Origin of the sequence: Actinomyces sp. HMSC065F12, assembly GCF_001814535.1 — a bacterium.
Taxonomy (GTDB): domain Bacteria; phylum Actinomycetota; class Actinomycetes; order Actinomycetales; family Actinomycetaceae; genus Pauljensenia; species Pauljensenia radingae_A.
In genome coordinates, this window is the sequence record NZ_KV816953.1 from 13,150 (window position 1) to 38,266 (window position 25,117).

Below are 25,117 nucleotides of genomic sequence, written 5' to 3' on the forward strand. Positions count from 1 at the left end.
GGGGGTTTGGGTACCGGTGAGCGTTCGGTGCGCCAGTGACCTGCAGTTTTTCCCAAACGGGGCGTGAAACACCATTAATGAAGCGGCTCGAAGTGTGGACAGGCCATGTACCGTAAGAGGGTGAGTACACCACGAACACCTCTTGAATTGGCTGCGTTGGCGACCGCGGCGGTACCCGGCCTTTCTGTTGCGGCTTTACGTGAGCCTCAATTCAGTGACGAGGTTGTCTCCATGACCGGCATTGTCGATGATCAGGGGAACCGCTGGACCGTGGTGTGTCCGCATGAAGATGTGGGCGGTGTGGATTTGAGGGCACAGTGGGCGGTCCTTGCCCGTCTGGCGTCTGCTCACGATACGGGTGAGGTCGGTTTTGATGTGCCGCGTCCTGCTGGTATTGCCCGCACCCGCGAGGGCGTGTCGGTGATGGTGCATCAGGATCTTGCGGGCCGTTTCATGGGTGATGAGGACTTCGATCAGTCGGGTATTTTGCCGGCCTCGCTGGCCCGATCAATCGCCAGCTTGCATAACCTGCCTGTCTCAACGTATTCGGATGTGAATGTTCCGCAGTATTCGGCCTCTGAGTGCCGTGACCGCCACCGTGCTGTCCTCCAGGAAGTATTGGCAGCTGTGACGGTTCCTGCGAATCTTGTGCGCCGCTGGCGAGCTGCCTTAGATGATGACGCTTTGTGGCGTTTCCGCCCGTGCCCTGTTCACGGCGATCTGCATGTGCAGTCGGTGAAGGTCGCAGATGGGATCGTGCTGTCCATCAGTGGTTTTTCCTCTGCGCACGTGGGTGATCCGGCGATCGACGTGGCGTGGATTTTGTCTCAGGCGTCTGATGGTTTCCTTGAAACGTTCCAGTCGTCGTATTCGATGACGAGGATGGCGACGGACTTGCACCTGGTGACGCGCGCTCAGTTGCTGTCTGAATTGGCAATCGTGCGCTGGCTGTCTCACGGGCTTCATGCCGAGGACAAGGAGATCGTTCGCGACGCGTCGCAGATGTTGACGGATGTGTCGCTCGACGTGGGCGATGACCTGCTGACGGAGCATGAGCTCGCGCCTGAACCCAAGGATGAGAATGCCCCCGCGGATGAACCTGAGCCTGCCGCAGAGCCCGTCGCGCCAACCTGGACTGCTTCGCCTGAGAACGTGACGGAGCCGGTGTCGATGGACGAGGTGGAGTCCGTCATTGACCGGCATGCCGATGGTGATCCGACTCGCACTCCCCCACAGTTTTCCTGAAGCGACGCGCAGGCGCGCTCTATGCTGGCGACTGCGTGAACACTGCCTGCAACGCGGTTTCCAGGTCGTTGATCGGTGAGTCATATTCGCGCACGATTGCGTCCAGAGCTTCCCTGGAATACATGCGCTGATCTGCTGGAACGGAAGGATTACCACCCAGGTAGACGATGCGGGCATGAATGTCGTCCGGGTCTGTTCCGCTTCGCTGCGCCCATGCGGCGGTGTAGAGGCGCAACTGAGTCAGATGCGCCTGCGCGGTGAGCGCTCCGCTTGGATTGCGCGTCGGGGCGCGACCTGTTTTCCAGTCGATGATCACTGTCCGGCCGTCGGCATCTTCGAACACAGCGTCGAAGCGGCCGGGAATACTCAAGGAGCCGATCCGCACCGAAAAGGGTTCTTCTACCGCGATCGGCTTTCCTGTATTGACAATGGGGAGGGTGTTGAAAATGCCTTTCATTGCGTCAAAGCGCCTGTGTTGCGCCGAGCTAAGCGTCTCTTCGCCGGGAATGTGCTCATCCCACAGTTCACCTGAGACCATGCGCAGCTGGCGTTCGACCCATGAGTGGAACAGTGTCCCCAGGGTCGCGGCGTCGCTGGGTTCGCGCGGTATGGGCCGACGCAAGTCGCGCGCATACTCATCTGGACTGCTCAGCAGTCGTGTCACCGAGGTTGCCGGAATGCGGCTCAGTGGCACAACAAGCGCATCGTCGTGTTTGCGCAGCAGATGCTCGTCGAGAAGGACGCGCGTATCGGCGGCCAGCGGGTGCGGGGTGCGCGCCAGATGCGTGTCACCATCGGTCGCCTCACCGCTATGCCGTGTCATCGCATCCTGCACTGCGTGAGCCACCTGCGTCATGCGTTGGCGCGATACGTCAGGAGGTGCCGGAAAGAGCGGTGAGTCTTGCGCGGCCAGGAGCTGTGCGACTTCTTCAGGTTCAGGTTGAGGCGCGATCGCACGTTCAGGGTCAGCAGCCGTCAGCCCAGCTTCAAGTGGTTCCATCAGATAGCGCGAGGGAAAGTGCAATTTCGCTGACGATGCCACCCATGCACCGGTCAGCAGCATGTGATGGCGTGCCCTGGTCAATGCGACGTATGCGAGACGGCGCTCTTCGCGCTCCGTCTGGCAGCCCATTTCAGGCCGATAGGTCTGCGAAATCCAGTTGTTGAACGCTGACTGAGGTGTTCGCCCCTCCCCTTCACCGATCGTCAAGGCCGGTAGGTAGTCGGCATCGCCTCGCAACGGGTAGGGAATCTCGCTGCTTCGCTCCAACCATCCGCTCGCTCCGGGCGGGTCATCGCGCCACGTCACTGAGTTCGAGCGGTGAGAAGGGAAAATCCCATCCCCCAGTCCGTAGACAACCACACTGTCCCATTCCAGACCTTTCGCCCCGTGGATGGTGAGAATCTGCACCGCATCGGGATCCGGGTCGGTGTGCGGCCCGGCAAGGCCACGTTCTTCCTGTTCGGCCACATCCAGCCACGCAAGGAATGCGCGCATCGACGGATCAGGGGCATCTTTCTCAAAGTTTCGGGCCACATCCACGAACGTATCCAGCGCTTCGCGTCCGTCGTTGGGCATGGGGTCGGCAATAGCATCGGTTGCCACTCCCAGTATCGAGATGGCACGTTCCACCTGATCTGTCACCGGATGCCCGGACCATTCACGGATGGCACGCAGTTTGCTGGACAGGACCTCGACGCGCGCCACTGCTGCTGCAGAGATCGCAGGAGAAGCATCATCGCCGCGCCAGTGCACGGGCGGAGGCGTATCGAGAGCGTCGAGAAGGTAGGTCAGGGGATGGTCTCCCGGCGTACGCGTATTTCGTGCCCTGGCCCACTTGCCGAGCACCTGCAGATCCGAGGCTCCCAGGTCGAGGTTCGTCACCAGCCGCAGTGCTGCAGGCGAATCGCTCACGTCAACACTCAATCGCAATGCTGCCCGCACATCTGCGACCGCAGGTTGTTGAAGCAGTCCTCCTAAACCAATTACCTGGGTAGGAATGTCATGTGCTCGAAGTGTTTTTTCCACTGCAATAAAATCGGAGGTTCGCCTGCACAGCACCGCCGCGCTTGACCATCTGGAGCCTCGGCGCTGGCGGTGCTTCACGAGGAAGCGGGCCGCTGTTTCGGCCTGGTCTTGGGTGCTGGTCTCGAAGGCGACGTCCACAACTCCGTCATGGGCGCGCTCGCGCGCAGCCTGAACCGCCTGTTCGAGGCGCTGCTGTTCAGCAACGGGAGCCGCTTCGCGTCGCGCGCGCTCCAAGTCAGCAGTCAGTGTTTGTTCGAGCGTTTTGAGCTGCGGTATGTCGGAATCCTCACGCAGCGGCCTGGACACGTGGTTGGCGACATCGAGAATCATGCGGTCGTTTCGGAACGCTGTCGAGAGGTACTGTGTTTGCTCGACGTGAGGCGTATCCGAACAGAAGCGGTCCAGGAATGATTTCAGCGATCCGGCTGAGGCACCACGCCACGAGTAGATGGACTGGTTGGGATCCCCTACCGCTGTCACTGGGTGATCGTGGAACAGTGCCGCCAGAAACTTCATCTGGATGACGGAGGTGTCCTGAAATTCGTCCAGAAACACGGCGTGATAGTCGGCTCTCAATTGGTCGCGCACAGCGGGCGCGCTGTGGGCGAGCCGGTTGGCCAAGATCAGCAGGTCGGAAAAGTCGACGACTCGTTCACTGCGTTTGCGTTCAGAGAAGGCGTCGATCAGGTCAAGGAGGCGCAGCCGCAGGTCGTTGGTGTCCACCATGCTCTTGAGTACGCCGGTCGGCTTGCCAATTTCCCGCAGCGCCGTTCCGAATTCGTCGAGGAATACGCGCATCTCATCAATGCTCATTGCGTGTTCAGCGATTTGGCCGGCAAGACCCAGTGCGCTGTCCACAAGGCTGGATACGCTCTTGTCGCTTCCCAGATCGTGTGGCCACATCTCAACGATGTCGGTCATCATCTGGACTGCGCCTGCCTGTCCGATCAGACGCTGGTTCGGGTCGATACCCAGACGCATCCCGTGGTCGTGGACGATTTGCTGTGCGAAGGAGTGGTATGTCATACATACCGGATCCTCAGTGGTGATGATGCCGTCGCAGTGCTGGCTCAGTGTGCTCAGGCGCGCTCGAAGCCGCTGACCGAGTTCAGCGGCTGCTTTGCGTGAGAAGGTCAATCCGAGGATCTGGTCGGGGGATAGTCCTCGCGCGGCGACCATGTGCAGCACTCGCATCGACATGGTCTCGGTCTTGCCTGACCCAGCGCCGGCAACAACGAGGAGCGGCTCCATGTCAGCTTCAATGACGCGTTGTTGTTCGGCGGTGGGAACCGGCAGGCCCGTCAGTTCCGCGATTCGTCGGGCTGTCATCTCAGGATGGGTCAGCGTCTGCGTTGTCATGGCAGTGTCCTCCGTCCTCCATCTTTGGCAGGGCAACTCTGAGCGAAACGGCAAAAACGGCATGCATCTTCTGACGGTGTTGCCGGATAGTGTGGGCCGCGCGCCATCTGTCCCCACTGCTTCATCTGGTCGCACCATTGAGTGAACTGTTCGGAGTCCATTGCTGACTGTTCGCGCGTCGCGACGTTTTTCTTTCCGAGGTACACCAGGCGGGCTCCAGTCATTTCATATCCTGCGACTGTCAGCGCCACCTGGTAGGACGCGAGCTGAGGATGTTCCTGAGCCGCGGTCTTTGATACGGCACTCTTGCCTGTTTTCAGGTCCGCCACGCGTATCTTCCCGTCCACATGCTCAATCCGGTCAATGCGCCCGCTCACGATGACATCACCGATAGTGGCGTGAATGGATTGTTCGACCTCTACCGGACCGGGCACTCCCTCCATATATGCGGCAAGGTTCTCGATGATGTGTTCAGCCTGCGCGATCTGCTGGCGTCCTGCCAGTGTGTTCGCATCGAAGTCCAGCAGGTCATATGCGGCGCGCAACTCGCTCATCATGACATCGAGTGGTCCATGCGGGTGACGCTGAGCAATGGCATGGATGAGGGAGCCCAATTCCTGGGCGGCACCCGGCGCCTGGTCAGCGCCGATCGACGTGAAGAACCATTTGAGCGGGCAATCGCGGATGTCCTGGATTTTCGAGGGTGACAGGCGCACCGTTTTCGAGCCGGTAACCTCAGAGGTCGTCACCCCGCCTGTCCCCATCCAGTAGCGCGGGTTCGCATAGCTGACACCGCTGCGTGCCAGCACCGCAAGCAGTTCAATGGCCTGTTCGCTTTCTTTTCCACCCTGAGCTGCAAGATGGCGCAGGTGCGCGACGTGACCAGCCATGTTCAGGGGCGCAGGTACGCGTTCAACGATCCAGTCTCCATCTTCGGTGCGCGGTGCGTGACTGTATCGCGCAATCAGGTCCACGAACGACGAGGGAGCTTCGTCCTCATTCAGCACGGCATAAACCTGCACGCGTCGCGTAGCTCTGGACAAAGCGGCGGCGAACAGACGGCGTTCATCTTCCATGATCTGGTGGCGCGCCAACCGCGTGGAGGGATCAGGGTCAGCCTGCCCGATCAGGTCGGAACGCAGCACTCGGTCACGCACCGTCATGTTGGGCCACTGACCGTCCTGCACGCCCACGATGTGCACGAGCTTCCATTCGCGCCCCATCGCGGCTGCCGGTGTCAGTACTTCGATTCCCCGAGGACGAATCCCTGCCTGCGCGATCGTATCGGTTGGTACGTCATCACCGAGCAGCTGCTGCGCGAAAGCTCCTGCCCGTGCGCCTGGCTCACGCTGCTCGTAGACATCGGCAACTTTGAACAGTGCCAGGACCGCGTCGAGCTGATCGTCGTACCATGCGGCATCCGTGCCTCCAGCAATGGCGCCATTGCGCCATCGGGTCGCCACTGAGTGCTCCTCACCCAGTTCGCTGCTGCTGTTCCACAGGCGCCACAGTGCCACGCCGGGTGTCAGTTGTGCGGCATCTTGGGCCGCTTTCCACATCAGGTGAGCTGTGAGCAGTTCACCCCTGATGCGCGACACGGCCTCCTGCGCTGCGTCGTCGTCATCACTGAGCGTGTTGAGGATCTGCGGCGAAGCGATGAGATCAGCGATGCTCACCTCCTGGACGCGGGCATCAGTGTCGTCGCCATCATCTGCACTGCCTGCACCTTCGTCCCGGCACTGCCGGTTCAGCGCTCGCAGAACTCGCGACACGTCAAGAGGATCGACCTGGATGTAGGGCGAGTCGATCAGGTGCGTGAGCAAATCCTCCGGATCTTCCGGATCGGCACAGATCAGCTCAAGCAGAATCCGGGTTGCTGGCTCTGCGGAGAATGTGAAGGCGCGCTGACCACCAGCAACGGGGACTGAGCCTTGCATCAGCTGACGCCTGACCTGTTCAACGATGCTGCTGGAGCGCGCGATGATGACCTGGTCCGTCCAGTCCATCCCCTCATGCAGAAAAGCATGGCGCACGGCCCGCGCGCACTGCGCCCCCATCTGAGCATCGGTTGCGACGACGTGCAGATGCACATCACCTGTCGCCGGCGTATCGTCTGCCTGCCCATCCGACACGCCCAATGCCTGAGCTTCTGCCAATCGGTGCGCAGCCGAGGCCTGCACGCCGATTCGTTCAACTGCGTCGTAGACCATGTGACGCAGTACGGGTGTGCCGCGGCGGTTGGCACCCAGCTGCATCAGGGGAACGCCCAGGCGGCGCGACAGGCGCGCATCCAGGTGGGGTTCGCCTCCACGGTAGGACGCCACGGCAACATCGGGAGCGGCAAATGCCACGATCCTGGTGCCACTGCGCGCACACGCGCTGAGCAGTTCGACGGTTGAGGGAGTGCAGTCCTGCAGATCATCCACCACGATCACATCAGGTATGGGCGCATCTGCGCTCACCCCCACGCGCGCGGCATCACGATCCCACCCATCGATCACCTGAGCCGCCACACGCTGTATGCGCGACATGTCAGCCAGCATTGTGCCGCGCGTTTCCACAGCGAAGTCGGGGCCCCCCTCGTACACCTGCAGAAGCTGCCCGCACGCCACCCACTCGTCTGCACCGCGCTCACGTCCAATTCGTTCCAGTTCCTCACCGCTGATACCTGCTTCACCGGCGCGAGCGAAAAGGTTGCGTACTTCCATGCGGAAGGCCGCCATGTCACGCATCTGTTCAGGCAGGAATTCCGGCCAGTTAATGCCGGGACGCGTCATCAGGTCCGCTATGAGTTGATCTTCTGCCGCTCCGGTGACCAGTTGAACGGGACCGAGTGGATCCGCGCGCACGGTGCGCCACGTGGAGACAACCTGATAGGCGCAGCCGGCCGGCGTTCGCACGGGGCGAACAGTGTGCGGTGCGAGCGCTTCCACACGGGGTTGAAGCCAGTCCGCCCGGTTGCGATCCGGCACGAGCATCATCACGTTGTCTGACCTGTTCACAGCCTGTTGGACAACAGCCAGTGCGCACGTCGTCCGCCCCGATCCAGGCATGGAGCGCACCACAGCATGCTGCCCGGCGGCAACCGCATCGCATACTGCGCGTTGATACTGATCCAGCTGAGGAACAGCAACGTGAACTGGCTGTTCACGCGCGATAATCGGAGTCGTGGTGATGTCCATGTCCTAATAGTGACATCCTGCACGTGCATTTGCGTTCGATCCGGTACGTGAGGTGCAGCGTTGCTAGGGTGAGAACCAGGATATGGCCGGCTCGAAAGGGAGTTTCACATGAAAATAGCAATCGGAGTGCAAGGCGCTGCCCGCGAACTTCAACTTGACGTGGACATGGACGAGGAAGACCTGGTCGCCCTCGTCAAGCAGACAGCCGCAGACTCGACCGCCCTCGACCTGTCTGACCGTCGGGGACAGCGCATCATCGTACCGGCAGCATCCCTGGCATACGTGTCGATCGCCTCAGAACAGCCTCGCCGAGTGGGCTTCGCCGTCAGCTAGAGATGAACCACCTCAGGGCTTGAGGTTAATGCGCTCCATGCGCTCACCGTGACGCCGGGTGACCTCGGCGGAAATGGCATCAGCCGTGTCGCCGTCTTTCGCCAGATTCGGATGCGTGAACAGCGTGGCACGAGCCAGACCGAGCACCTCGCCCGCCACGCGCCTGGCCCACAAGGACAACCGTGCGGCCAGCTGCCCGTCCTGCGCAGTCAGCGGCGCGAGGTGTTCTTCCACCCACGCGCCCTGACCCAGATCCCACGACTCCGACACGTCATCAAACAGCTTGTGGCACACGGCGACTTCGCGCATCAGATCACTCAGGATACCCAGCGTGACGTATGTTTTGACGGAGCGTTCCCACCACTGACTGGGCCGGGTGCGCATGTCAATGTCGTCAAACATGCCTGAATACTCGTCGGCAAGCTCGGCCAGATCCAGCCCGCGGTGACGCGCCCAGACTCCCATCTGTGTGAAGAACTGGAACGCGCGATCCGCCATTTCCATGTGAGCGATATGGGCGTCGATGGTGGGCGCCTGGTCACCGTCCTTGGCCAGACGGGTCATGGCCGCCAGCGCGCCGTACGCGAAAAAACCGAGCGCTTCACTGGTGGCGTGTGAAGGAGTTTCGTAGACACGTTGCATGGCTCCAGCCTAGCGCGATCACAGCCGTGGGACGTGATAACCCTCACCGCCTGCACATTCATACGGCCGACACGGATATCATGGAGACGAACATACGGTTGACCGGTCGCTTTGACTCAACACGACACCGTCAGATACCGACTGAACCGCGGAGCTTTCACCTTGGTGAAATCTTTGCCGCGTCCGTGCACATTCAACGGCGCCCGACATGAGGCGTGTATGTGCCCAGTGATAATGCGCGATCGGCTTCCCCTCGTGTGTGAGTGCATCGCATTCACACCTGACCTCGGGCAACGTCCCGAAGATGGAGATAGCAGGATCGTGACTGATTCCTTGACAGATAACGAAGCGCAGCCTCAGGACGAGTCACCCTCGTCAGTGACCTACTCAGCCGGGGTGGTGCGCCTGGGTGACATTGCCGACGGAACATTCGACGCTCACGCCGGCGAAGCAGTCCCGGACATCACTGACGAGGACGGCTCCACGTCGCACCTCGATGAACGCTCATTCGCAGATTTCGGCGTGTGCGAGCCGATCGTGCAGGCGTTGGAGGAGCGTTCCATTACCCACCCGTTCCCGATTCAGGCACTCACCTTGCCGGTGGCGCTGGACGGGCATGACATCATCGGCCAGGCGAAAACCGGTACCGGCAAGACGCTGGGTTTTGGGATCCCACTGCTTCAGGAGCTGGTGGCGCCCGCGAGCCCGGCGTATGCGGATCTGCTTAATCCTGACTGCCCGCAGGCACTGGTTGTGCTCCCCACGCGCGAGCTGTCCAAGCAGGTGGCGGGTGATCTGCGCGTCGCCGGATCGAAACTGGGTGTGCGCATCACGGAGATTTATGGTGGCGTAGCGTTCGAGCCGCAGATCGATTCGCTGGAACGCGGCACTGACGTCGTTGTGGGAACTCCCGGTCGTCTGATCGACCTGCTCAAGCGGCGCGTGCTCAAGCTCAACGGCGTGAAGACAGTGGTCCTTGACGAAGCCGACGAGATGCTGGATCTGGGCTTTTTGCCCGATGTGGAAACTTTGCTGGCACGCGTTCCGGCTACGCGCCACACGATGCTGTTCTCAGCGACGATGCCTGGCCCGGTAGTGGCGCTGGCTCGCCGCTTCATGTCCCAGCCGACCCACATCCGTGCGCAGGATCCGGAGGATCAGGGCGCCACGGTGCGCACAGTCAAGCAGGTCATTTACCGCGTGCACGCGATGAACAAGGTGGAAGTCATCAGCCGTATTCTGCAGGCACGAGGGCGAGGCCGCACCATTATTTTCTGCCGCACCAAGAGGACGGCAGCGCGCCTGGGCGAGGATCTGACGCATCGCGGTTTTGCTGTTGGTTCGCTGCACGGTGACCTGGGTCAGGGTGCGCGCGAGCGGGCAATGCGGGCATTCCGTAACGGCAAGATCGACGTGCTGGTGGCCACCGACGTGGCGGCACGCGGCATCGACGTTGACGACGTGACACATGTGGTCAACTACCAGTGCCCTGAAGACGAGAAAATCTACCTGCATCGCATTGGACGCACCGGCCGTGCAGGCGCATCCGGCACCGCTGTCACGTTCGTGGACTGGGATGATGTGCCGCGCTGGTCACTGATCTCGAAAGCGTTGGGGCTGGGCGTGCCAGACCCCCTTGAGACGTACCACACGTCGGATCACTTGTACACGGATTTGGATATCCCGACCGATGTCACCGACCGTTTGCCGCGTTCACAGCGCACGCGCGCGGGTCTGCAAGCCGAAAAGGTGGAGGATTTGGGAGAAACCGGTCGCGGGCATCACGGTCCGAGACGCGGATCAGGGCGTGGTTCGGGTCGAGGATCCGGGCGTCGAGGTGGTGGGCGTCGCTCCTCTGGCCGCCGTAAGGGCGCAGCGTCGCAGGACGGTGGATCTGAGGAGACACCGCGTCGTCAACGTACGCGTGTGCGTCGCCGCAAGAGCGACTCTGGATCTGCCAAGGGTGAGGGCACTCAGGGCACTCGCCGCCGTGTACGCCGCCGTTCCAGTGGTTCCGAGGCTGCTGAGTAAGTCGGCACCACCTGAAGTTTCACGCATACAGATGCCCAAGGCTGACGAATCGGCCTTGGGCATCTGTGTCAGAGTTGTCTTAGCGGGACTGGCTGGACCATCCCTTTCTCAGGCATGGCGAGGGCGCGCATCCACCCTCGAACGCCTATATCCTGCGCTGCGGGAACCTGGCTGCAAACCAGCGCGCCGTGGGTGGAACCAGCGTCAGCACTACGATGACAATCACGATTCCAAGCTGGCCCAGTTTGATCGCCCATCGACCAAGGTGATACTCCTGCAGCAAAACGGCGTAGCTGAAAACGGACAGCAGCTCCCATCCGATCGTCATGATCCCTGCAACCAGCATCAGGATCCGGGCCATTCGCATGGTGACGAGGAGTGCACCGAGCAGCAGCAGGACACTCAGGCCGATAATGACAAGGTCGATAACCACTGCAACCATCGTGAGATCCTCACCATTGTCTGTCATCTGCGGCCACGCTGTGAGGGCGTCCTTGATAGCTCTGACAGTGCTGAAGATGCAATAGATCAACGTGAGGATGAGCAGCGCCCACACCGTCCCTGGCCGACGATTCGGCTCCACCTGGCCACCAACAGGTCGCACCGGGTCCGACATTGGTACCTCCACATCCACGCTACACTGACCTTCATACTTTCTCACAGGCCCGCCTCCCTCGACAAGCAGACGAGGGAGGCGGGCTGCCTGGCAATCCACTACCGAACGGATGTGCGCCGATCCGCGTGACGCCGCGCGAGGACAAGCAGCACCACTGCCAGAACAACCGCCCACAGGACGTATCCAAGCCCCAACACCTCAGGCGATGCTACGTCATACTGCACCAGTTTGACGAAGCTGGGCCACATTCCTTCCATGACGATGTCACCTGCCCCGGGATCTTCCATACGCACTCCGATCGGAATGAACAGCATGAACAGCGCGGCTCCGACTTCATAAACAACGTATGTGCAGAACAGGCCGAGGACCGGTGCGCCCCATCTGAGCGACCAGAGCTTTTCGTCAGAACTGATTGTGATCACCGACCATACGATCACCAGTGAGCAGACTAACTGGAGGAGCACGCTTGCGATTACCAGTATGACCGCATTGGTCCACGCCTGCTGAAGAATCTGGTCAATGACGTAGCGCGCAGGTTCGGCGCCGACGTAATACAGGACGGCAAGCAGCGTGAACACGGCGGTCACGATCAGTGACAGCACGCCGACGATAAGTGCGTACAGGAGTTTTCCACTCAAAAGTGTTGATGTGCGCACCGGAATGGTCTGCGTGAATGAGCCCTGTCGCCCATACATTGATGTCCAGTAGTTGAGGATGCATATCAGCGCCTGCACTGCAAGCAGCCCGCCGATTGCCACCACTGCGAGTACCAGGGAAGTTTGCTTCAACACTGGAATTTTCAGCGCATCTGCGCCGATTGCTGTGCCCAGCAGCAATGCTGCCACGACAGGCATGACGCACAGCTGGCGCCACGTTGCTTTCGCGTCATAGCGGATAATTGTCCAGATCATCGTGCATACACCTTTCTAAACAGAGTGTCGAGGTCCGTGCCGTGTTCTTCTCGCAGATCATCAACGTGTCCCGCCAGCAGGATCTTCCCCTGGCGCATGAAGATTGCGTAGTCAATGATCGGCTCGATGTCGCGGATCAGGTGTGTGGACAGGATCATGAGGGCGTCGGGGTCAAAACCTGTGAGCACGCCGCGCATAATAATGTCGCGCGCCGCCGGGTCAACCCCTGATATCGGCTCATCGAGCAGGTGGACTTTTGCCCGTCTGGACATGGTGAGTGCCACTTGCGCCTTTTCGCGCATACCTTTTGACATCTCTCGGAAGCGTTTGTTGTGTGGCAGTTCGAAGAAATCGATCATCTCAGAAGCCTGAGCGCGGTCGAAGTCGTCGAAGAAGTCGGCGTACATGCTGATCGCCTCATCGGCTGTCAGGCTGGTTGGCAGCGCCGATTCGTCCGGCAGGTAGGAGGTGATGGCTTTGGACTGCGGGCCGGGCGCATGGCCGTGGATGGCGACGTTCCCCTCGTAACCGGACAGTATTCCTGCCAGGATTTTCAGAAGTGTCGTTTTCCCAGACCCGTTGTCCCCCATCAGGCCAACGATCTGCCCGGGCTCAATGGCGAAAGATATATCGTTGAGCGCCGGCCATTGTCCGTATTTTTTCGTCAGGTGCGCAACCTCAATTGCGTGCGTTGTCATGAGGATCCTTTGCGTGTTTCTGTTCATTGCCGAGGGCGACTGTGTCAGGTCCATACGTATTCCACTGGGAATTGATCAGCTCAGTGATCGTGTTCTTGTCACATCCAAGTGCTTTCATCTGTGCGATGAATTCAGCTGTTATCTGGTGTGCAAGGTAGTCGCGATGCTGCTTGATCACGTCCTGGTCGTCTGTCACAAAGCGTCCGGCAGTGCGATTCGATTGTGTCAGGCCGTCCTCGTCAGCACGGGTGAGTGCTCGTTGGACGGTGTTCGGATTGACGGTGAATTCTGCGGCCAGTTCTCTGACGCTCGGTACTTTTTCTCCGGGCTTCCACTGGCCGGAAACAATACGCTGCGTAAACTCTTCGACCAGTTGGATCCAGATTGGCCGAGAATCTCCGCTCATTTGCATGTCTCCCTCCCTCCATCTGTATCACTGTATTAATACAGTAACACAGTTTGGATGGGGGTGGCAATAGTCGATCTCTGAAATCCGACAGGCTCCAGATGCACACGGGTGCTGTCATACTTCGGTTATGGATGAGTTCCCCTTCAGCGTTGAGGATATTCGGGCCCGCGCAGGCGATAAGGTTTTCGACCGTGCACGCCCCTATATGCCTTTCGTGATGGATGTACATATAGAAGAGCACGGGGCCAACGCCTCTGTACGAGGCACCTCACTGTACGACGTTGATCTGCTGTGGGAAGATGACGGACCCCTGGATGGGGCGTGCAGCTGCCCGCATGGCAAGGCCGGACACTTCTGCAAACATCAATGCGCGCTTGCTCTGGTTCTACTCGAACACGGCCAACCAGTAGATTCTGGAACGCCTTCACTGCCTCGAGAACTCCTTGACACGTCAGAGCTGGCCGAAAAGCTTATCCAATCAGTCGACCAGCAACTCCTCCAGCATTACTCCAAAATGGCGGCCGCACTTCCTCCTGTCGGCCAGCTCTTCGCCACAGCGTGGAGTTTCAATTTTGGGTCCCCCGAGCAGTCTGCGGCGCTCGTACAGCAGACGTATAGCCGGATCTTTCTCTGCTACGGGAAACCCTCCTGGGTCGACCTCGCTGCAAACAGACACGAGATAGTGTCACTCGGTCTGCAGATGAAGATGCTGATCACCGTTGGATTAACCGACGGGCTGGAACAGATCTGCCACAACGCACTTGCCGATTTCAAACGACTGGTCTTCGACGATCCACACGACGACGCTCGTGAATGGGCCGATCACCTGCAGACGATTTTCGAAGTGATGCTGGTCTGGATATGGATGGCCACGATGCTCGAAAAGGAAGCCGGCCGTAAAACAGCCCACTATTTCGTCGAGAATTACGAATGGCGGGAAGCCTCAGCTAGAGACATCATCCCTATCCTGGGCGAGGAAGCGACGGCTGCCTATCGCGACTACCTGATCGAATGCAGACATGAGAAAATCCAGGTCGAAAGCGCCGAGAACTCTCTCTTACGCGACTTGGCACTGTGCCAGGATGACATTCCCCTGCTGCGCATGTGCGCGACGCAGGGCGATCGCTTCGCTTACAGCATGTTCTTTAACGATCTACAGGCCATCGACCGGCCGGATCTGGCCGCTGACGTCGTGGCGCGCGCCCATCAGGCACACGCCATCAGCACCGACGCGACCCAAGGTTACTCGCCGTTCCTCATTCCCCTTCGCGAGGCGGTGCTGTGCTGCCTGGCAGCCAAACGCATACGCACCGCACTTGCCATCGCACGAACCGCTTTCACCTCGACGCCAAGTGTCGGGTTCCAGAATCTTTTGCTTACATGCGGCGAACAAGCGCATAAGCGCTCCCGTGTCCTCCAACAAGTCATCGAGTGGATTGCGCAGCAGCCCTGGACGGACGCAGACATACCCATTGACCTTGCGCTGGCTGAAGGTGACAGGGAACGGGCGTGGGACTATGCGAATCGCTGGGGCGTCAACGAGCGGTGGATGATGCTGGCTCTAAGCAAGGACCAGCCGCGTCCTTGCGAGGCAATCCGTCTGGCAGTTGAGCGCATTGAACGGGACAAGTGGAGCTTGGAGGATGACTCGCCTCAGCCGGTATTGAAACTACTGTGTACGTACGCCCGCCAGTGGCAGCACGACCACCCCGATCAGCCAGTCATGCAGATGCTCTCCCAGCAGTTGCAGTATTACTACGGCACCGACGAGATGCTGCAATCAGTTTGCGCTGAAGACGACGAGGACGAAGATGACGACTGATCGGTGCTCAAACAGAGCGTTGCTACAACCCCGCATGACGCACAAAAGTGAAGATCGCTGTCATCACCATCTGTGTGGCAATCGCCGCCAGCAGCAAACCGGCGATCTTCGTCAGGATCATGATGCCACCCTGGCCCAGGAATTTGGCCAGCTCAACGGAAAAACGCATCGTCAGCCAAATCACCACGTGCATCAGCACGACAGCCAGGGCAACTGCCACCCACCCGGAGATCGTCTTACCGGAATTCGTCACCGCCACCATGACGGCAACGATTGCGCCCGGACCGGCCAGGAGGGGCGTGCCCAGCGGAACCAGCGCGACGTTGACATTGTGATCCCCGGTGTCAGGTTCGTCTTGGTCTTTTTCCGTCAGCAACTCCATCGCCACCAGGAACAACAGGAAACCGCCCGACAGTTGCAGCGATTCAGTGGAAATCTCCAGGAACTGCAAAATGTACTGTCCGATCGCAGCGAACAGCAGGATCACACCCAGCGAGGTGACCGTGGCCTGCACTGCGGCGCGCCTCTTGTCGGCCACCGAATAGCGCCCCGTGAGCGACAAAAACACCGGGACCGTCCCAATCGGGTCCATGATGACAAACAGCTTCGTAAACGTCGTGGCGAGCAAACCGATATTGAGGATCTCAGCGACGTTCACGGGCGTACGACCTCCAGGCTGGCTTGTTCTTCCACTGCCCGATAAACATACTCTGATGTCAGATTTTCTCCAAGCTGGTTCGGCTTTCCGTGGCCGTGATAGTCCGACGATCCTGTCACATGCAGTCCCAGCCGATCCGCGATGCGCTCCACTTCCTCACGAGCAGCAGCGTCGTGGTCGCGGTGGTCACGTTCCAGACCGAATAAACCGGCTTCTGCCATGTCAGCAATGACGTCTTCGCTCAGGATTCGCTGCCTCGCCCTCGCCCTCGGATGTGCCAGAACGGGGACACCGCCCGCGCGACGAATCAGACGAACGGTATCAACCGGGTCAGGAGCCCAGTAGTGCACGTAGTACTTCAACGAGGGATGCAGGGCTCCGTCAAATGCAGCCCCGCGATCAGGGAACACACCTGCCTCGACCAATGCGTCAGCAATGTGAGGGCGCCCCACCGGCACGTTCTCGCCCCGCGTCTGCGCAACGACAGCGTCCCACGTGATCGGAAAGTCTGCCGACAGGTTCTGCACAATCTTGCGTGCCCGTTCCTCGCGCGATTCCCGCGAGCGCCGCATCGTCTCAACCAGCTCAGGGAACGAGGGGTCAGGCATGTACGCCAGCACGTGAGCACTGATCCCGTTCGACGCTGTGGACATTTCAATGCCACGCATGAGCGCCACCCCGGTGCGCTCCACCATCGCCGCCGCGTCCTCCCACCCGGCGGTCGTGTCGTGATCAGTCAGCCCCACCACGTCCAGGCCCACGCGGGATGCAGCCATCATGAGTTGAGCGGGAGTGTCCGTCCCATCCGAGCAGGCCGAGTGAGTATGCGGGTCAATGCGGATCATGTATGTACCGTATCGGCACACGCGCGCTAAGGAAAACTGGAGGGCTCAGCGCAGCATTGATCGCTGAAAGTGAGAACATAGAAGCATGAGTGAGAACGAAACCGAAACTGAACAATCAACTGATCAAACGATGGCTGACCGCGGCAATACGCGCTCGCGCCGTCCCACCTCAGAGGCGTTCCGCGCTTTCATCGGCTCGAACTGGGGTCCTCGTCCCAGTGACCTGCCCGAACAAGGCGGAGCAGCGGACTACCTGGCAGCCCGGCACCAACTTGCCGGGGCACCCTTTGCCGGACAGCGCCTGGTTATTCCAGCCGGCACCTACAAGGTACGTTCCAATGACTGCGACTACCGTTTCCGCCCGCATTCAGCGTTCGCGCACCTGTCCGGCCTGGGTGGGGAAAAAGAGCCTGACACCGTCCTCGTCCTCGACCCCATTGACGAGGGTGACGCGTCGGGCGCTACCCATGAAGCTGTCCTGTACTTCAAGCCGCGCGCCTCACGATCCTCAGAGGAGTTCTACGCTGATTCACGCTACGGCGAATTCTGGGTGGGAGCACGCCCGTCGATCGCTGAGATGGAAGCAATGACCGGCCTCAGGTGCGCGCATATCGACACGCTGCGCGACGCGCTGGCTAAAGATGCCGGCCAGGTTCAGCTGCGCATCGTGCCCGGCGTTGACGCGAACGTGGAAGCAATGGTTAACGAGGTGCGCCAGCAGGCGGGGCTACCCGTCGGCGGGGACGCACTGCCCGATGATGAGAAGCTCCAGGAGCATCTGTCTGAGATCCGCCTCAAGAAGGATGAATACGAGCTGTCGGAACTGCGCCACGCGGTTGAGGTCACCAAACAGGGTTTTGATGACATTATCCGCAGCCTGCCTCGCGCCGTCGGACACCGCCGTGGGGAGCGCGTCATTGAAGGTGCATTCGGTGCTGTCGCCCGCGAGGAGGGCAACGGCCTGGGCTATGAAACAATCGCCGCTTCCGGTAATCACGCAAACACTCTGCACTGGATTGACAATGACGGTCCCGTTCGCGAGGGCGACCTGGTTCTGGTCGACGCCGGCATCGAAGTCGACTCCCTCTACACCGCCGACATCACCCGGACACTGCCTGTCAACGGCATCTTCACCGAACCGCAGAAGAAGGTCTACCAGGCTGTGCTCGATGCGTGTGAAGCAGCCTTGAAGCGTGCAGGGCAACCGAACACCCGTTTCCGCGATATTCATGACGCGGCGATGGAGGTACTGGCGGATCGCCTCGAGCAGTGGGGCATTCTGCCGGTCAGCGCGAAGGAGTCACTGTCCAGTGAAGGCCAGCAGCACCGCCGGTGGATGCCGCACGGCACGTCTCACCACCTGGGTCTCGACGTGCATGACTGCGCGCAGGCTCGTCGCGAGCTGTATCAGGATGCGCTGCTGGAGCCAGGTATGACCTTCACCATTGAGCCGGGACTGTACTTCCGTGCCGACGACCTCGCTGTTCCCGAGGAGCTGCGCGGAATCGGCGTGCGTATTGAAGATGACGTGCAGGTCAACGCTGATGGTTCAGTGACCCGCATTTCCGAGGACATTCCCCGCACCATCGACGATGTCGAAGCGTGGATTGCCGAGGTGCAGGCCAGCGGCAAGTAACCGCTGACCGTTCGCACGAAGGCGGGGGCTACTGCTGAGCGGTGTCCCCGCCTTCTTTGCTGGGCGCCGCCCACGGGTCGACCGATTCATTCCGTGGAGCCTCGTCCGCCTGTTCCTGGTCTTGCTCGCGCTGTCCTTCTTCCAGGCGTACACCGAAACGTGGCTGTTCATCAGCACGTGAGCCGTACTCAGTCGGACCAGTCGGTTCCGGGCGCTGCCTGCGCTGACGGATCGGCTGGATCAGGTTGCCACGCGTATTTTGCAGCAACTTGTAGGCCTCTTCAATCTGCGCCGCTGCCAGCACCGCGTAGCGTGAGGCTACGGTCTGTGAATGCGACGTGAAATCTCGACGCGACCCTGTCAGCGCGTAGAACAGCACCGACATGATGACACCGATCAGTGCGCCACCACCCAGCGACAGCAGCATGAACGGCAACATGTTGCTTTGGAGTGAAAAGGACATCAGCAGTCCAATGAACGCGCCCCACAATGCGCCCGACGCAGCGCCCGACGCAGCGACCTTCCCGGTCGTCAGCTTGCCGGTCACACGCTCCACCATGTGCAGGTCCGTGCCGACAATCGTGATGAACTGAACATCGAATCCCTGATCACTCAGATAGTCAACCGCATCTGACGCTTCCATATAGGTCTTGTATGAGCCAACCTCTGTACCGGATGGCATTGTTGGCGCAAGGAGCGCCGAACCGTGGCGGCGTGCCATTTTTAATCCTCTTTCACATCACACCATAAAGTTTTCCTGCGCCTCGTGAAACCTCACATCACCTGACGCGTATGAATTCAGCCTAGACTGATTGTGTGAATACTGCTGCTCCAACCACCGTGACGCCCGGACGTCGCCGCATCTTCGTCGCCAAGCTTGCCGGCACAGGCGTTTTTGACCCGTTGGGTGAAAAAGTTGGCACCATCCATGACGTCGTCGTGGCCATGCGACTCAAGACCCCGGCGAACGTCATCGGCTTCGTCATCGAGGTCGGACCGCGTCGCAGGATCTTCCTGCCTTTCACTCGCGTCACCTCCATCGAATCCGGAGCTGTTATCATCACGGGCCTGCTGAATCTGCGCCGCTTCAATCAGCGGCCAGCTGAAGCACTCGTCATTTCCCAGCTCTTCGATCGCATCATCACAATGAACGATGGCAGCGGCGAAGCTAAAATCCTCGACGTGGCGATGGAGCAGCGTCGCCCTCGTGACTGGGTGCTCACCAAACTGCACGTCCAGCGTCAGCGCCTCAACACATTGGGATTCCGCCGCGGAGGCGAAACCCTGACCGTCGATATTCCACAAACCACCGGACTCTTCATTGCCGACTCCGACCAGACCGCCACCGCACTCATCCAATACACCGAGGACATGAAGGCAGCTGACCTGGCGGACTTCCTGCATGACCTGCCCGCTGACCGCCAGCTCGCGGTCGCTCAGGAACTGCCTGAACACCGACTGGCCGACGTGCTCGAAGAACTCGGTGATGATGACCGCGTGCAAATCGTGTCCGCATTGGAGACTGGACGCGCCGCCGACATCCTCGACGAAATGCAGCCTGACGACGCGGCCGACCTGATCTCTGAGCTGCCTGATCCGATTGCGCAATCCCTGCTGGCTCGGATGGGTCCCGAAGAAGCACAGGACGTGCGAAGGCTGCTGACCTATGCCGAATCAACGGCCGGCTCGCTGATGACCACCGAGCCCGTCATCCTCGGCCCTGACGCAACCGTGGCGCAGATGCTGGCCGCTGTGCGGCGCACTGACCTGCCCGCATCGCTGGCATCCATCGTGTGTGTCACGCGCCCACCCCAGGAAACACCGACCGGCTCGTTCCTGGGGGTTGTGCACATCCAGCGCGCGCTGCGTGAACCACCCCAAACACTGCTGGGAACGATCCTCGATGATGACATTGAGGCCGTCTCCCCCACCGTTCACATCGCGACAGTCACTCGTCTGATGGCAACGTACAACCTGTCTCTGGTGCCCGTCACCGACGAGGACGACGTTCTTCTGGGCGCTGTCTCCGTTGATGACGTCCTGGACGCGTTGCTGCCGACCGACTGGCGTGACTTTGATGATGACGTGACCGACAAGTTGATGGCAAGGAGCATCGATGGCTGACCGTTTGGACACACCCGCTGACCGCCGCCGCAGGCTCCCGCGCATCAACCTCGAATCGGAAGGAATGGGGCGCGCAGCCGAACGCCTCGCGCGTTTTTCCGGCACCCCGCAGTTCATCGTCTATCTGACGGTGTTCGTCGCCCTGTGGATCGGCTGGAACACTCTGGCGCCCGACAGGCTCCAATTCGACAAGGCAGAACTTGGTTTCACCGCACTGACGCTGATGCTGTCACTGCAGGCATCGTACTCGGCACCTCTGATCCTGCTGGCGCAGAACCGTCAGGACGATCGTGACCGCGTACAGGCCGAGCAGGACCGGCAGCGCGCCGAACGCAACCTGACGGACACGGAATACCTCACGCGCGAGATCGCCGGTTTGCGTTTGAGCCTGCAGGATATGGCCACCCGCGACTTCGTACGCTCCGAACTTCGTGACATGCTCGACGAACTCCAGGAAGGCAACGGAACCGACGAGGCGTCCCTACGCGCCCGGATCCGCGCCGAACTGGAGGACGAAGTCCGCCAGGAAGTGACCCAACAGGTCCGCGCCGAACTGGCTGGGCAGAAGGACGCCTAGCATTATCCGTCCCCGTGTGGCGTGACCCACCTGGCGAGTTTGTGTCGGCCAAGTACGATGGATTACATGTCTGAAACGTCCATTGAACACGCTGTCCACTCCGCTCTTGAAACGGTGATGGATCCGGAACTGCACCGCCCGGTCACCGACCTCAACATGATTGACGAGGTCCGTATCGACGGGACCACCGCTCATATCGGTGTCCTGCTGACCACTGCGGGCTGTCCCCTCCACGAGACGATCACGCGCGACATCAAGGCTGCGGTGGGTGCCGTTGACGGTATCGAAACCGTCGAGGTCACGATGGGCGTCATGAATGACGAGCAAAAGAAAGCTTTACGTGAAAAGCTCAACGGCGGGAAGGCCGAACGCGAGATCCTCTTCAACAAGCCCGATTCACTCACCCGCATCATTGCGGTCACATCCGGCAAGGGCGGGGTTGGCAAGTCGTCCATGACGGCGAACCTGGCCGGAGCAATGGCGTCCGCCGGCCTGAAAGTTGGCGTCCTCGACGCTGACATTTATGGCTTCTCCATTCCGCGCATGATGGGCGTGGTTCATGAGCCGCAGGTTCTGGACGGCATGATCATTCCGCCGATCGGTGCCGGCGGCGTCAAGGTTGTCTCAATCGGCATGTTTGTTCCGGACGGCCAGGCTGTCGTGTGGCGCGGACCGATGCTACACCGCGCACTCCAGCAGTTCCTCGCGGACGTATTCTGGGGTGACCTGGACGTTCTGCTCATCGATATGCCTCCCGGCACCGGTGATGTGGCAATCTCCATCGCACAACTGCTGCCAACCTCTGAAATCCTGGTCGTCACCACTCCGCAGGTTGCGGCGGCAGAGGTTGCGGAACGTGCCGGCTCCATCGCAGCGCAGACCCAGCAGCACGTCCTCGGCGTCATCGAGAACATGTCCTACCTGGTCCAGCCGGACGGGTCGCGCCTCGAAGTGTTCGGCACCGGCGGCGGCGAATCCGTATCGGCACGCCTGAGTGCACAACTCGGATACGACGTGCCGCTCCTGGCCCAGATTCCGCTCGACATTCACTTGCGCGAGGGCGGCGACTCCGGCTCCCCCATCGTCCTGAGTGGCGAAGGTGACGCAGCAACCGTCTTGAAAACGGTGGGCGCGCTGCTGGGACAGCGCAAGCGCGGACTGGCCGGAATGCACCTGAACGTGACACCTGCACAGGGAGGGCGCCTCGGATAGCGCGGCACGTGAAATCACCAGCCGCCGTTCAATCAAGGTAGGCTTGAGGACAACGTGAATGATTCATGTGGGTGTGGGAGGACGTCGTGACATCAGATAAAGCGCAAACCTGGGTTTTTTCAGAAGAATACGTCAGCGAATCTGAGACCATTCGGCGCGCGCGCGACGTTGCCATCGAGCTGGGAGCTGAGCCTATTTCAACAGGTGTCGGCGCAACGCTGCGGATGCTTGCCTCGTGCACCGGAGCGAAAGCTGTCCTGGAAATCGGCACGGGTGCAGGTGTGTCAGGCCTGTGGATGCTTGAGGGGATTCCGACCAACGGTGTGCTCACCACAATTGACGTGGAACCTGAATTCCATCGTCATGCCCGCCGCGCATTTGAATCGGCCGGCCGGGGTTCCGGCCACACACGCCTGATCTCTGGCAGGGCGCTTGATGTACTGCCCCGCATGGCAGCCGGTGCCTACGACATGATCGTCATTGACGCTGACGTGAAGGAAACGCCCGAATACCTCGACCATGCGCTGCGCATCCTCCGCCCAGGCGGCACAGCGGTGGTGGTACACGCATTGTGGCATGACCGAGTCGCAGATCCGGCCCGCCGTGACGAGGAAACCGTTGTCATGCGTGAAGTGATTCGCGTGATGGGTGAAACGGAGGATTTCGTCACCTCGCTGCTTCCGGTCGGTGACGGCGTCCTGGTTGCTGTCAAAGCCTGACCGGACATAAACGAAGGGTCTCACCATGCGTCTGCCGCACGATGAGACCCCTTGGTCCAGCTACACGTCACACAGCCTGTGACAGTGCCTCGGAGAGGTCTTTCGCCTCCTCAGGCGTGAGCTCGATGACCAGCCGCCCGCCACCTTCACTGGGAATACGCATCACAATGCCGCGCCCTTCTTTGGTGGCCTCGAGGGGACCGTCACCAGTCCGAGGTTTCATGGCTGCCATGTCTCACGCTCCTTGGTATGGTTTTCACTGCTGCCGACACGCAATCTGCGCTTGGCAGTGGACACATCCATTCTACCGTGACTGCCGCAAAATGGGATGCGCACAGGCGAAATTACGCTGAAAAATCACTCTTTCGTGCGTTCACGAATGATGGCGACAGCTTCACGCGGATCGTCAACGAGCGTGAACAGGTCCGGGTCACCGGGCGAAATCGCACCGTGAGTCACCATTGTGGAACGTACCCACTCGACCAGCCCACCCCAGTAGTCTGACCCGATCAAGACCAACGGAAATGCCTGGACCTTGCCGGTCTGCACCAGCGTGACCGCTTCGAACAGTTCATCCATCGTGCCAAAACCACCGGGCATGACGATGAATCCACACGAATACTTCACGAACATGGTCTTACGGGCGAAGAAGTAGCGGAAGTTGATCCCCATGTTCACCCACTGGTTCATTGCCTGCTCCATCGGCAGCTCAATGCCCAGGCCGACGGAAGCCCCGCCCGCTTCAAAAGCACCTTTGTTCGCCGCCGCCATCGCCCCCGGACCACCGCCGGTGATGACGGCATATCCCGATTCGACCAGCAGTCGGCCAATCATCTGCGCGTATTCCCAATACGGATCGTCTTCCTGCGTGCGTGCCGAACCGAAGACCGACACAGCCGGCCCCAGCTCGCTCAGCGCTCCGAACCCTTCAACGAACTCCGCCTGGATCCTCAGCACGCGCCACGGGTCTTCATGCACCCAGTCAGTGTCTTTCTGTGGCCGCAGCAAGCGCGTTTCCGAGGTTTCCTTCGGTATCTGGTTTCCTCGCAGCATAACGGGGCCGCGCATATAGGTGCGTTTGTGGGGATGGTTTTCCTGACTTTCCATCAACCTCTCCTTGGTGTGATCGGCATGTCAGCGACGTTGCCCGATTGTTTACAGAAAAATAATAGGTCCTCGTTGTAGCGTTATCCTCATGACCCGATCTGACGTTCACACTCACGGCACCTGCGACGACTCTGCCGACCCCACACCTGGTGAACTTGCGCGGCACGCAGCGGACACCATTGCGCGCCGCTCCGGCATCGACCACCACGACATTGCGCTCGTGCTGGGATCAGGATGGGGCGGAGCAGCCGACCTGATCGGTGAAACAATCAGCGAAATCCCTGCAGCAGAAGTGCCGGGCTTCTTTGCTCCCGCAGTGGCTGGCCACGTTCCCGTCATGCGCTCAATTCGGGTGCACGGATCTGACACAGTCGCCCTCGTCCTGGGTTCACGAACGCACTACTACGAAGGCAAAGGAGTGCGAGCGGTTGCCCACGGGATGAGGACGGCAGCGGCCGCAGGAGCTCGCACCGTCGTCCTGACCAACGGGTGTGGAGGGCTGAACCCACAGTGGAGCCCCGGCCAGGCGGTTCTGATCCGCGACCATATCAATCTCACCGGCGCTTCCCCGCTGGAGGGCGCTACATTTGTCGACCTGACCGACCTGTATTCGCAGCGTCTGCGCACTGTCGCTCACACGATTGACCCGACCTTGCCTGAAGGCGTGTATGTCCAGTTCCCCGGCCCACACTATGAAACCCCCGCCGAAGTGAAGATGGCAGGGATCCTGGGCGGCGACCTGGTGGGCATGTCCACCACGCTCGAGGCGATAGCGGCGCGCGAAGCCGGCATGGAGATCCTCGGCATCTCACTCATGACGAATCTGGCAGCAGGAATCTCACCTGAACCCCTCTCGCATGCCGAGGTGATCGCAGCCGGTCAGGAGGCCGCTCCCAGAATTGCGCGCCTCTTGGCTGATATCGTTCAGGCAATCGCAACTGATGCTGAGTGATAGCGGAAGG

Annotated in this window: 22 protein-coding genes; 10 read left to right on the forward strand and 12 right to left on the reverse strand. The window is 60.3% G+C overall.

Going from position 1 to position 25,117, the window contains the following annotated elements:
• Positions 1-120: 120 nt before the first annotated feature.
• Positions 121-1,245 (forward strand): phosphotransferase, encoded by a 1,125-nt coding sequence (locus HMPREF2975_RS02475; protein ID WP_227469144.1) that lies wholly within the window; start codon positions 121-123, stop codon positions 1,243-1,245.
• Between the two features lie 19 nt (positions 1,246-1,264).
• Here HMPREF2975_RS02475 and HMPREF2975_RS02480 read toward each other — a convergent pair whose 3' ends face one another.
• Together HMPREF2975_RS02480 and HMPREF2975_RS02485 are read right to left on the reverse strand one after the other, a co-directional pair.
• Positions 1,265-4,633, reverse strand: coding sequence for an ATP-dependent helicase (locus HMPREF2975_RS02480; RefSeq protein ID WP_058236147.1), 3,369 nt, complete (start codon positions 4,631-4,633; stop codon positions 1,265-1,267).
• Positions 4,630-7,815, reverse strand: coding sequence for a PD-(D/E)XK nuclease family protein (locus HMPREF2975_RS02485; protein ID WP_058236148.1), 3,186 nt, complete (start codon positions 7,813-7,815; stop codon positions 4,630-4,632). The genes HMPREF2975_RS02480 and HMPREF2975_RS02485 overlap by 4 nt, the downstream gene beginning before the upstream one ends.
• 108 nt (positions 7,816-7,923) lie before the next feature.
• Between HMPREF2975_RS02485 and HMPREF2975_RS02490 the strand changes: the two genes are divergently transcribed.
• The gene (locus HMPREF2975_RS02490; RefSeq protein ID WP_058236149.1) at positions 7,924-8,148 is read left to right on the forward strand and encodes a DUF3107 domain-containing protein; all 225 of its coding nucleotides are present in this window, start codon (positions 7,924-7,926) and stop codon (positions 8,146-8,148) included.
• 12 nt (positions 8,149-8,160) lie between these two features.
• On the opposite strand, the gene HMPREF2975_RS02495 is transcribed toward HMPREF2975_RS02490, so the two are convergent.
• Positions 8,161-8,790, reverse strand: a complete 630-nt coding sequence (locus HMPREF2975_RS02495) for a ferritin-like fold-containing protein (RefSeq protein WP_058236150.1) — start codon at positions 8,788-8,790, stop codon at positions 8,161-8,163.
• 234 nt (positions 8,791-9,024) lie between these two features.
• On the opposite strand from HMPREF2975_RS02495, the gene HMPREF2975_RS02500 reads away from it, so the two are divergent.
• Positions 9,025-10,821 (forward strand): DEAD/DEAH box helicase, encoded by a 1,797-nt coding sequence (locus HMPREF2975_RS02500; protein ID WP_082628464.1) that lies wholly within the window; start codon positions 9,025-9,027, stop codon positions 10,819-10,821.
• Positions 10,822-10,966: 145 nt separating this feature from the next.
• On the opposite strand, the gene HMPREF2975_RS02505 is transcribed toward HMPREF2975_RS02500, so the two are convergent.
• From HMPREF2975_RS02505 to HMPREF2975_RS02520, 4 genes are all read right to left on the reverse strand, one after another.
• Entirely contained in the window at positions 10,967-11,437 is a 471-nt protein-coding gene (locus HMPREF2975_RS02505; protein ID WP_058236151.1) for a hypothetical protein, read from the reverse strand.
• A 98-nt stretch (positions 11,438-11,535) separates the two neighbouring features.
• Positions 11,536-12,348 carry a hypothetical protein gene (locus tag HMPREF2975_RS02510; protein WP_058236152.1) on the reverse strand — a complete coding sequence of 271 codons (813 nt, stop codon included), beginning with the start codon at positions 12,346-12,348 and terminating at the stop codon, positions 11,536-11,538.
• On the reverse strand, positions 12,345-13,046 hold the full coding sequence (locus tag HMPREF2975_RS02515) for an ABC transporter ATP-binding protein (RefSeq protein WP_117394352.1): 702 nt from the start codon (positions 13,044-13,046) through the stop codon (positions 12,345-12,347). Before HMPREF2975_RS02515 ends, HMPREF2975_RS02510 begins: the two co-directional genes overlap by 4 nt.
• Positions 13,027-13,452, reverse strand: a complete 426-nt coding sequence (locus tag HMPREF2975_RS02520) for a GntR family transcriptional regulator (RefSeq protein WP_117394354.1) — start codon at positions 13,450-13,452, stop codon at positions 13,027-13,029. Before HMPREF2975_RS02520 ends, HMPREF2975_RS02515 begins: the two co-directional genes overlap by 20 nt.
• A gap of 130 nt (positions 13,453-13,582) precedes the next feature.
• On the opposite strand from HMPREF2975_RS02520, the gene HMPREF2975_RS02525 reads away from it, so the two are divergent.
• Entirely contained in the window at positions 13,583-15,277 is a 1,695-nt protein-coding gene (locus HMPREF2975_RS02525) for an SWIM zinc finger family protein (protein WP_058236155.1), read from the forward strand.
• A gap of 22 nt (positions 15,278-15,299) precedes the next feature.
• On the opposite strand, the gene HMPREF2975_RS02530 is transcribed toward HMPREF2975_RS02525, so the two are convergent.
• Both HMPREF2975_RS02530 and HMPREF2975_RS02535 read right to left on the reverse strand, forming a co-directional pair.
• Positions 15,300-15,935 carry a MarC family protein gene (locus HMPREF2975_RS02530; RefSeq protein ID WP_058236156.1) on the reverse strand — a complete coding sequence of 212 codons (636 nt, stop codon included), beginning with the start codon at positions 15,933-15,935 and terminating at the stop codon, positions 15,300-15,302.
• A complete protein-coding gene (locus tag HMPREF2975_RS02535; protein ID WP_058236157.1) occupies positions 15,932-16,780 on the reverse strand; it encodes a PHP domain-containing protein in 849 nt (282 codons plus the stop codon). Before HMPREF2975_RS02535 ends, HMPREF2975_RS02530 begins: the two co-directional genes overlap by 4 nt.
• Before the next feature lie 85 nt (positions 16,781-16,865).
• Here HMPREF2975_RS02535 and HMPREF2975_RS02540 point away from each other — a divergent pair, with 85 nt between their 5' ends.
• Positions 16,866-18,416: an aminopeptidase P family protein gene (locus HMPREF2975_RS02540; protein WP_070725561.1), complete on the forward strand. Its 1,551-nt coding sequence runs from the start codon at positions 16,866-16,868 to the stop codon at positions 18,414-18,416.
• A 28-nt stretch (positions 18,417-18,444) separates the two neighbouring features.
• Here the strand turns inward: HMPREF2975_RS02540 and HMPREF2975_RS02545 are convergent, their stop codons facing one another.
• Positions 18,445-19,137: a YflT domain-containing protein gene (locus tag HMPREF2975_RS02545; protein ID WP_058236159.1), complete on the reverse strand. Its 693-nt coding sequence runs from the start codon at positions 19,135-19,137 to the stop codon at positions 18,445-18,447.
• Between the two features lie 95 nt (positions 19,138-19,232).
• Between HMPREF2975_RS02545 and HMPREF2975_RS02550 the strand changes: the two genes are divergently transcribed.
• From HMPREF2975_RS02550 to HMPREF2975_RS02565, 4 genes are all read left to right on the forward strand, one after another.
• Positions 19,233-20,540, forward strand: coding sequence for a magnesium transporter MgtE N-terminal domain-containing protein (locus HMPREF2975_RS02550; protein WP_058236160.1), 1,308 nt, complete (start codon positions 19,233-19,235; stop codon positions 20,538-20,540).
• Positions 20,533-21,117, forward strand: a complete 585-nt coding sequence (locus HMPREF2975_RS02555) for a DUF1003 domain-containing protein (RefSeq protein WP_058236161.1) — start codon at positions 20,533-20,535, stop codon at positions 21,115-21,117. The genes HMPREF2975_RS02550 and HMPREF2975_RS02555 overlap by 8 nt, the downstream gene beginning before the upstream one ends.
• A gap of 66 nt (positions 21,118-21,183) precedes the next feature.
• Positions 21,184-22,329 (forward strand): Mrp/NBP35 family ATP-binding protein, encoded by a 1,146-nt coding sequence (locus HMPREF2975_RS02560; RefSeq protein ID WP_058236238.1) that lies wholly within the window; start codon positions 21,184-21,186, stop codon positions 22,327-22,329.
• 65 nt (positions 22,330-22,394) lie between these two features.
• Positions 22,395-23,048 carry an O-methyltransferase gene (locus HMPREF2975_RS02565; protein ID WP_070725563.1) on the forward strand — a complete coding sequence of 218 codons (654 nt, stop codon included), beginning with the start codon at positions 22,395-22,397 and terminating at the stop codon, positions 23,046-23,048.
• 67 nt (positions 23,049-23,115) lie between these two features.
• On the opposite strand, the gene HMPREF2975_RS02570 is transcribed toward HMPREF2975_RS02565, so the two are convergent.
• On the reverse strand, positions 23,116-23,280 hold the full coding sequence (locus tag HMPREF2975_RS02570; protein WP_070725565.1) for a DUF3117 domain-containing protein: 165 nt from the start codon (positions 23,278-23,280) through the stop codon (positions 23,116-23,118).
• Between the two features lie 125 nt (positions 23,281-23,405).
• Positions 23,406-24,155, reverse strand: coding sequence for an LOG family protein (locus tag HMPREF2975_RS02575; RefSeq protein ID WP_058236163.1), 750 nt, complete (start codon positions 24,153-24,155; stop codon positions 23,406-23,408).
• Positions 24,156-24,243: 88 nt separating this feature from the next.
• On the opposite strand from HMPREF2975_RS02575, the gene HMPREF2975_RS02580 reads away from it, so the two are divergent.
• Positions 24,244-25,107, forward strand: a complete 864-nt coding sequence (locus HMPREF2975_RS02580; protein ID WP_058236164.1) for a purine-nucleoside phosphorylase — start codon at positions 24,244-24,246, stop codon at positions 25,105-25,107.
• Positions 25,108-25,117 lie beyond the last annotated feature (10 nt).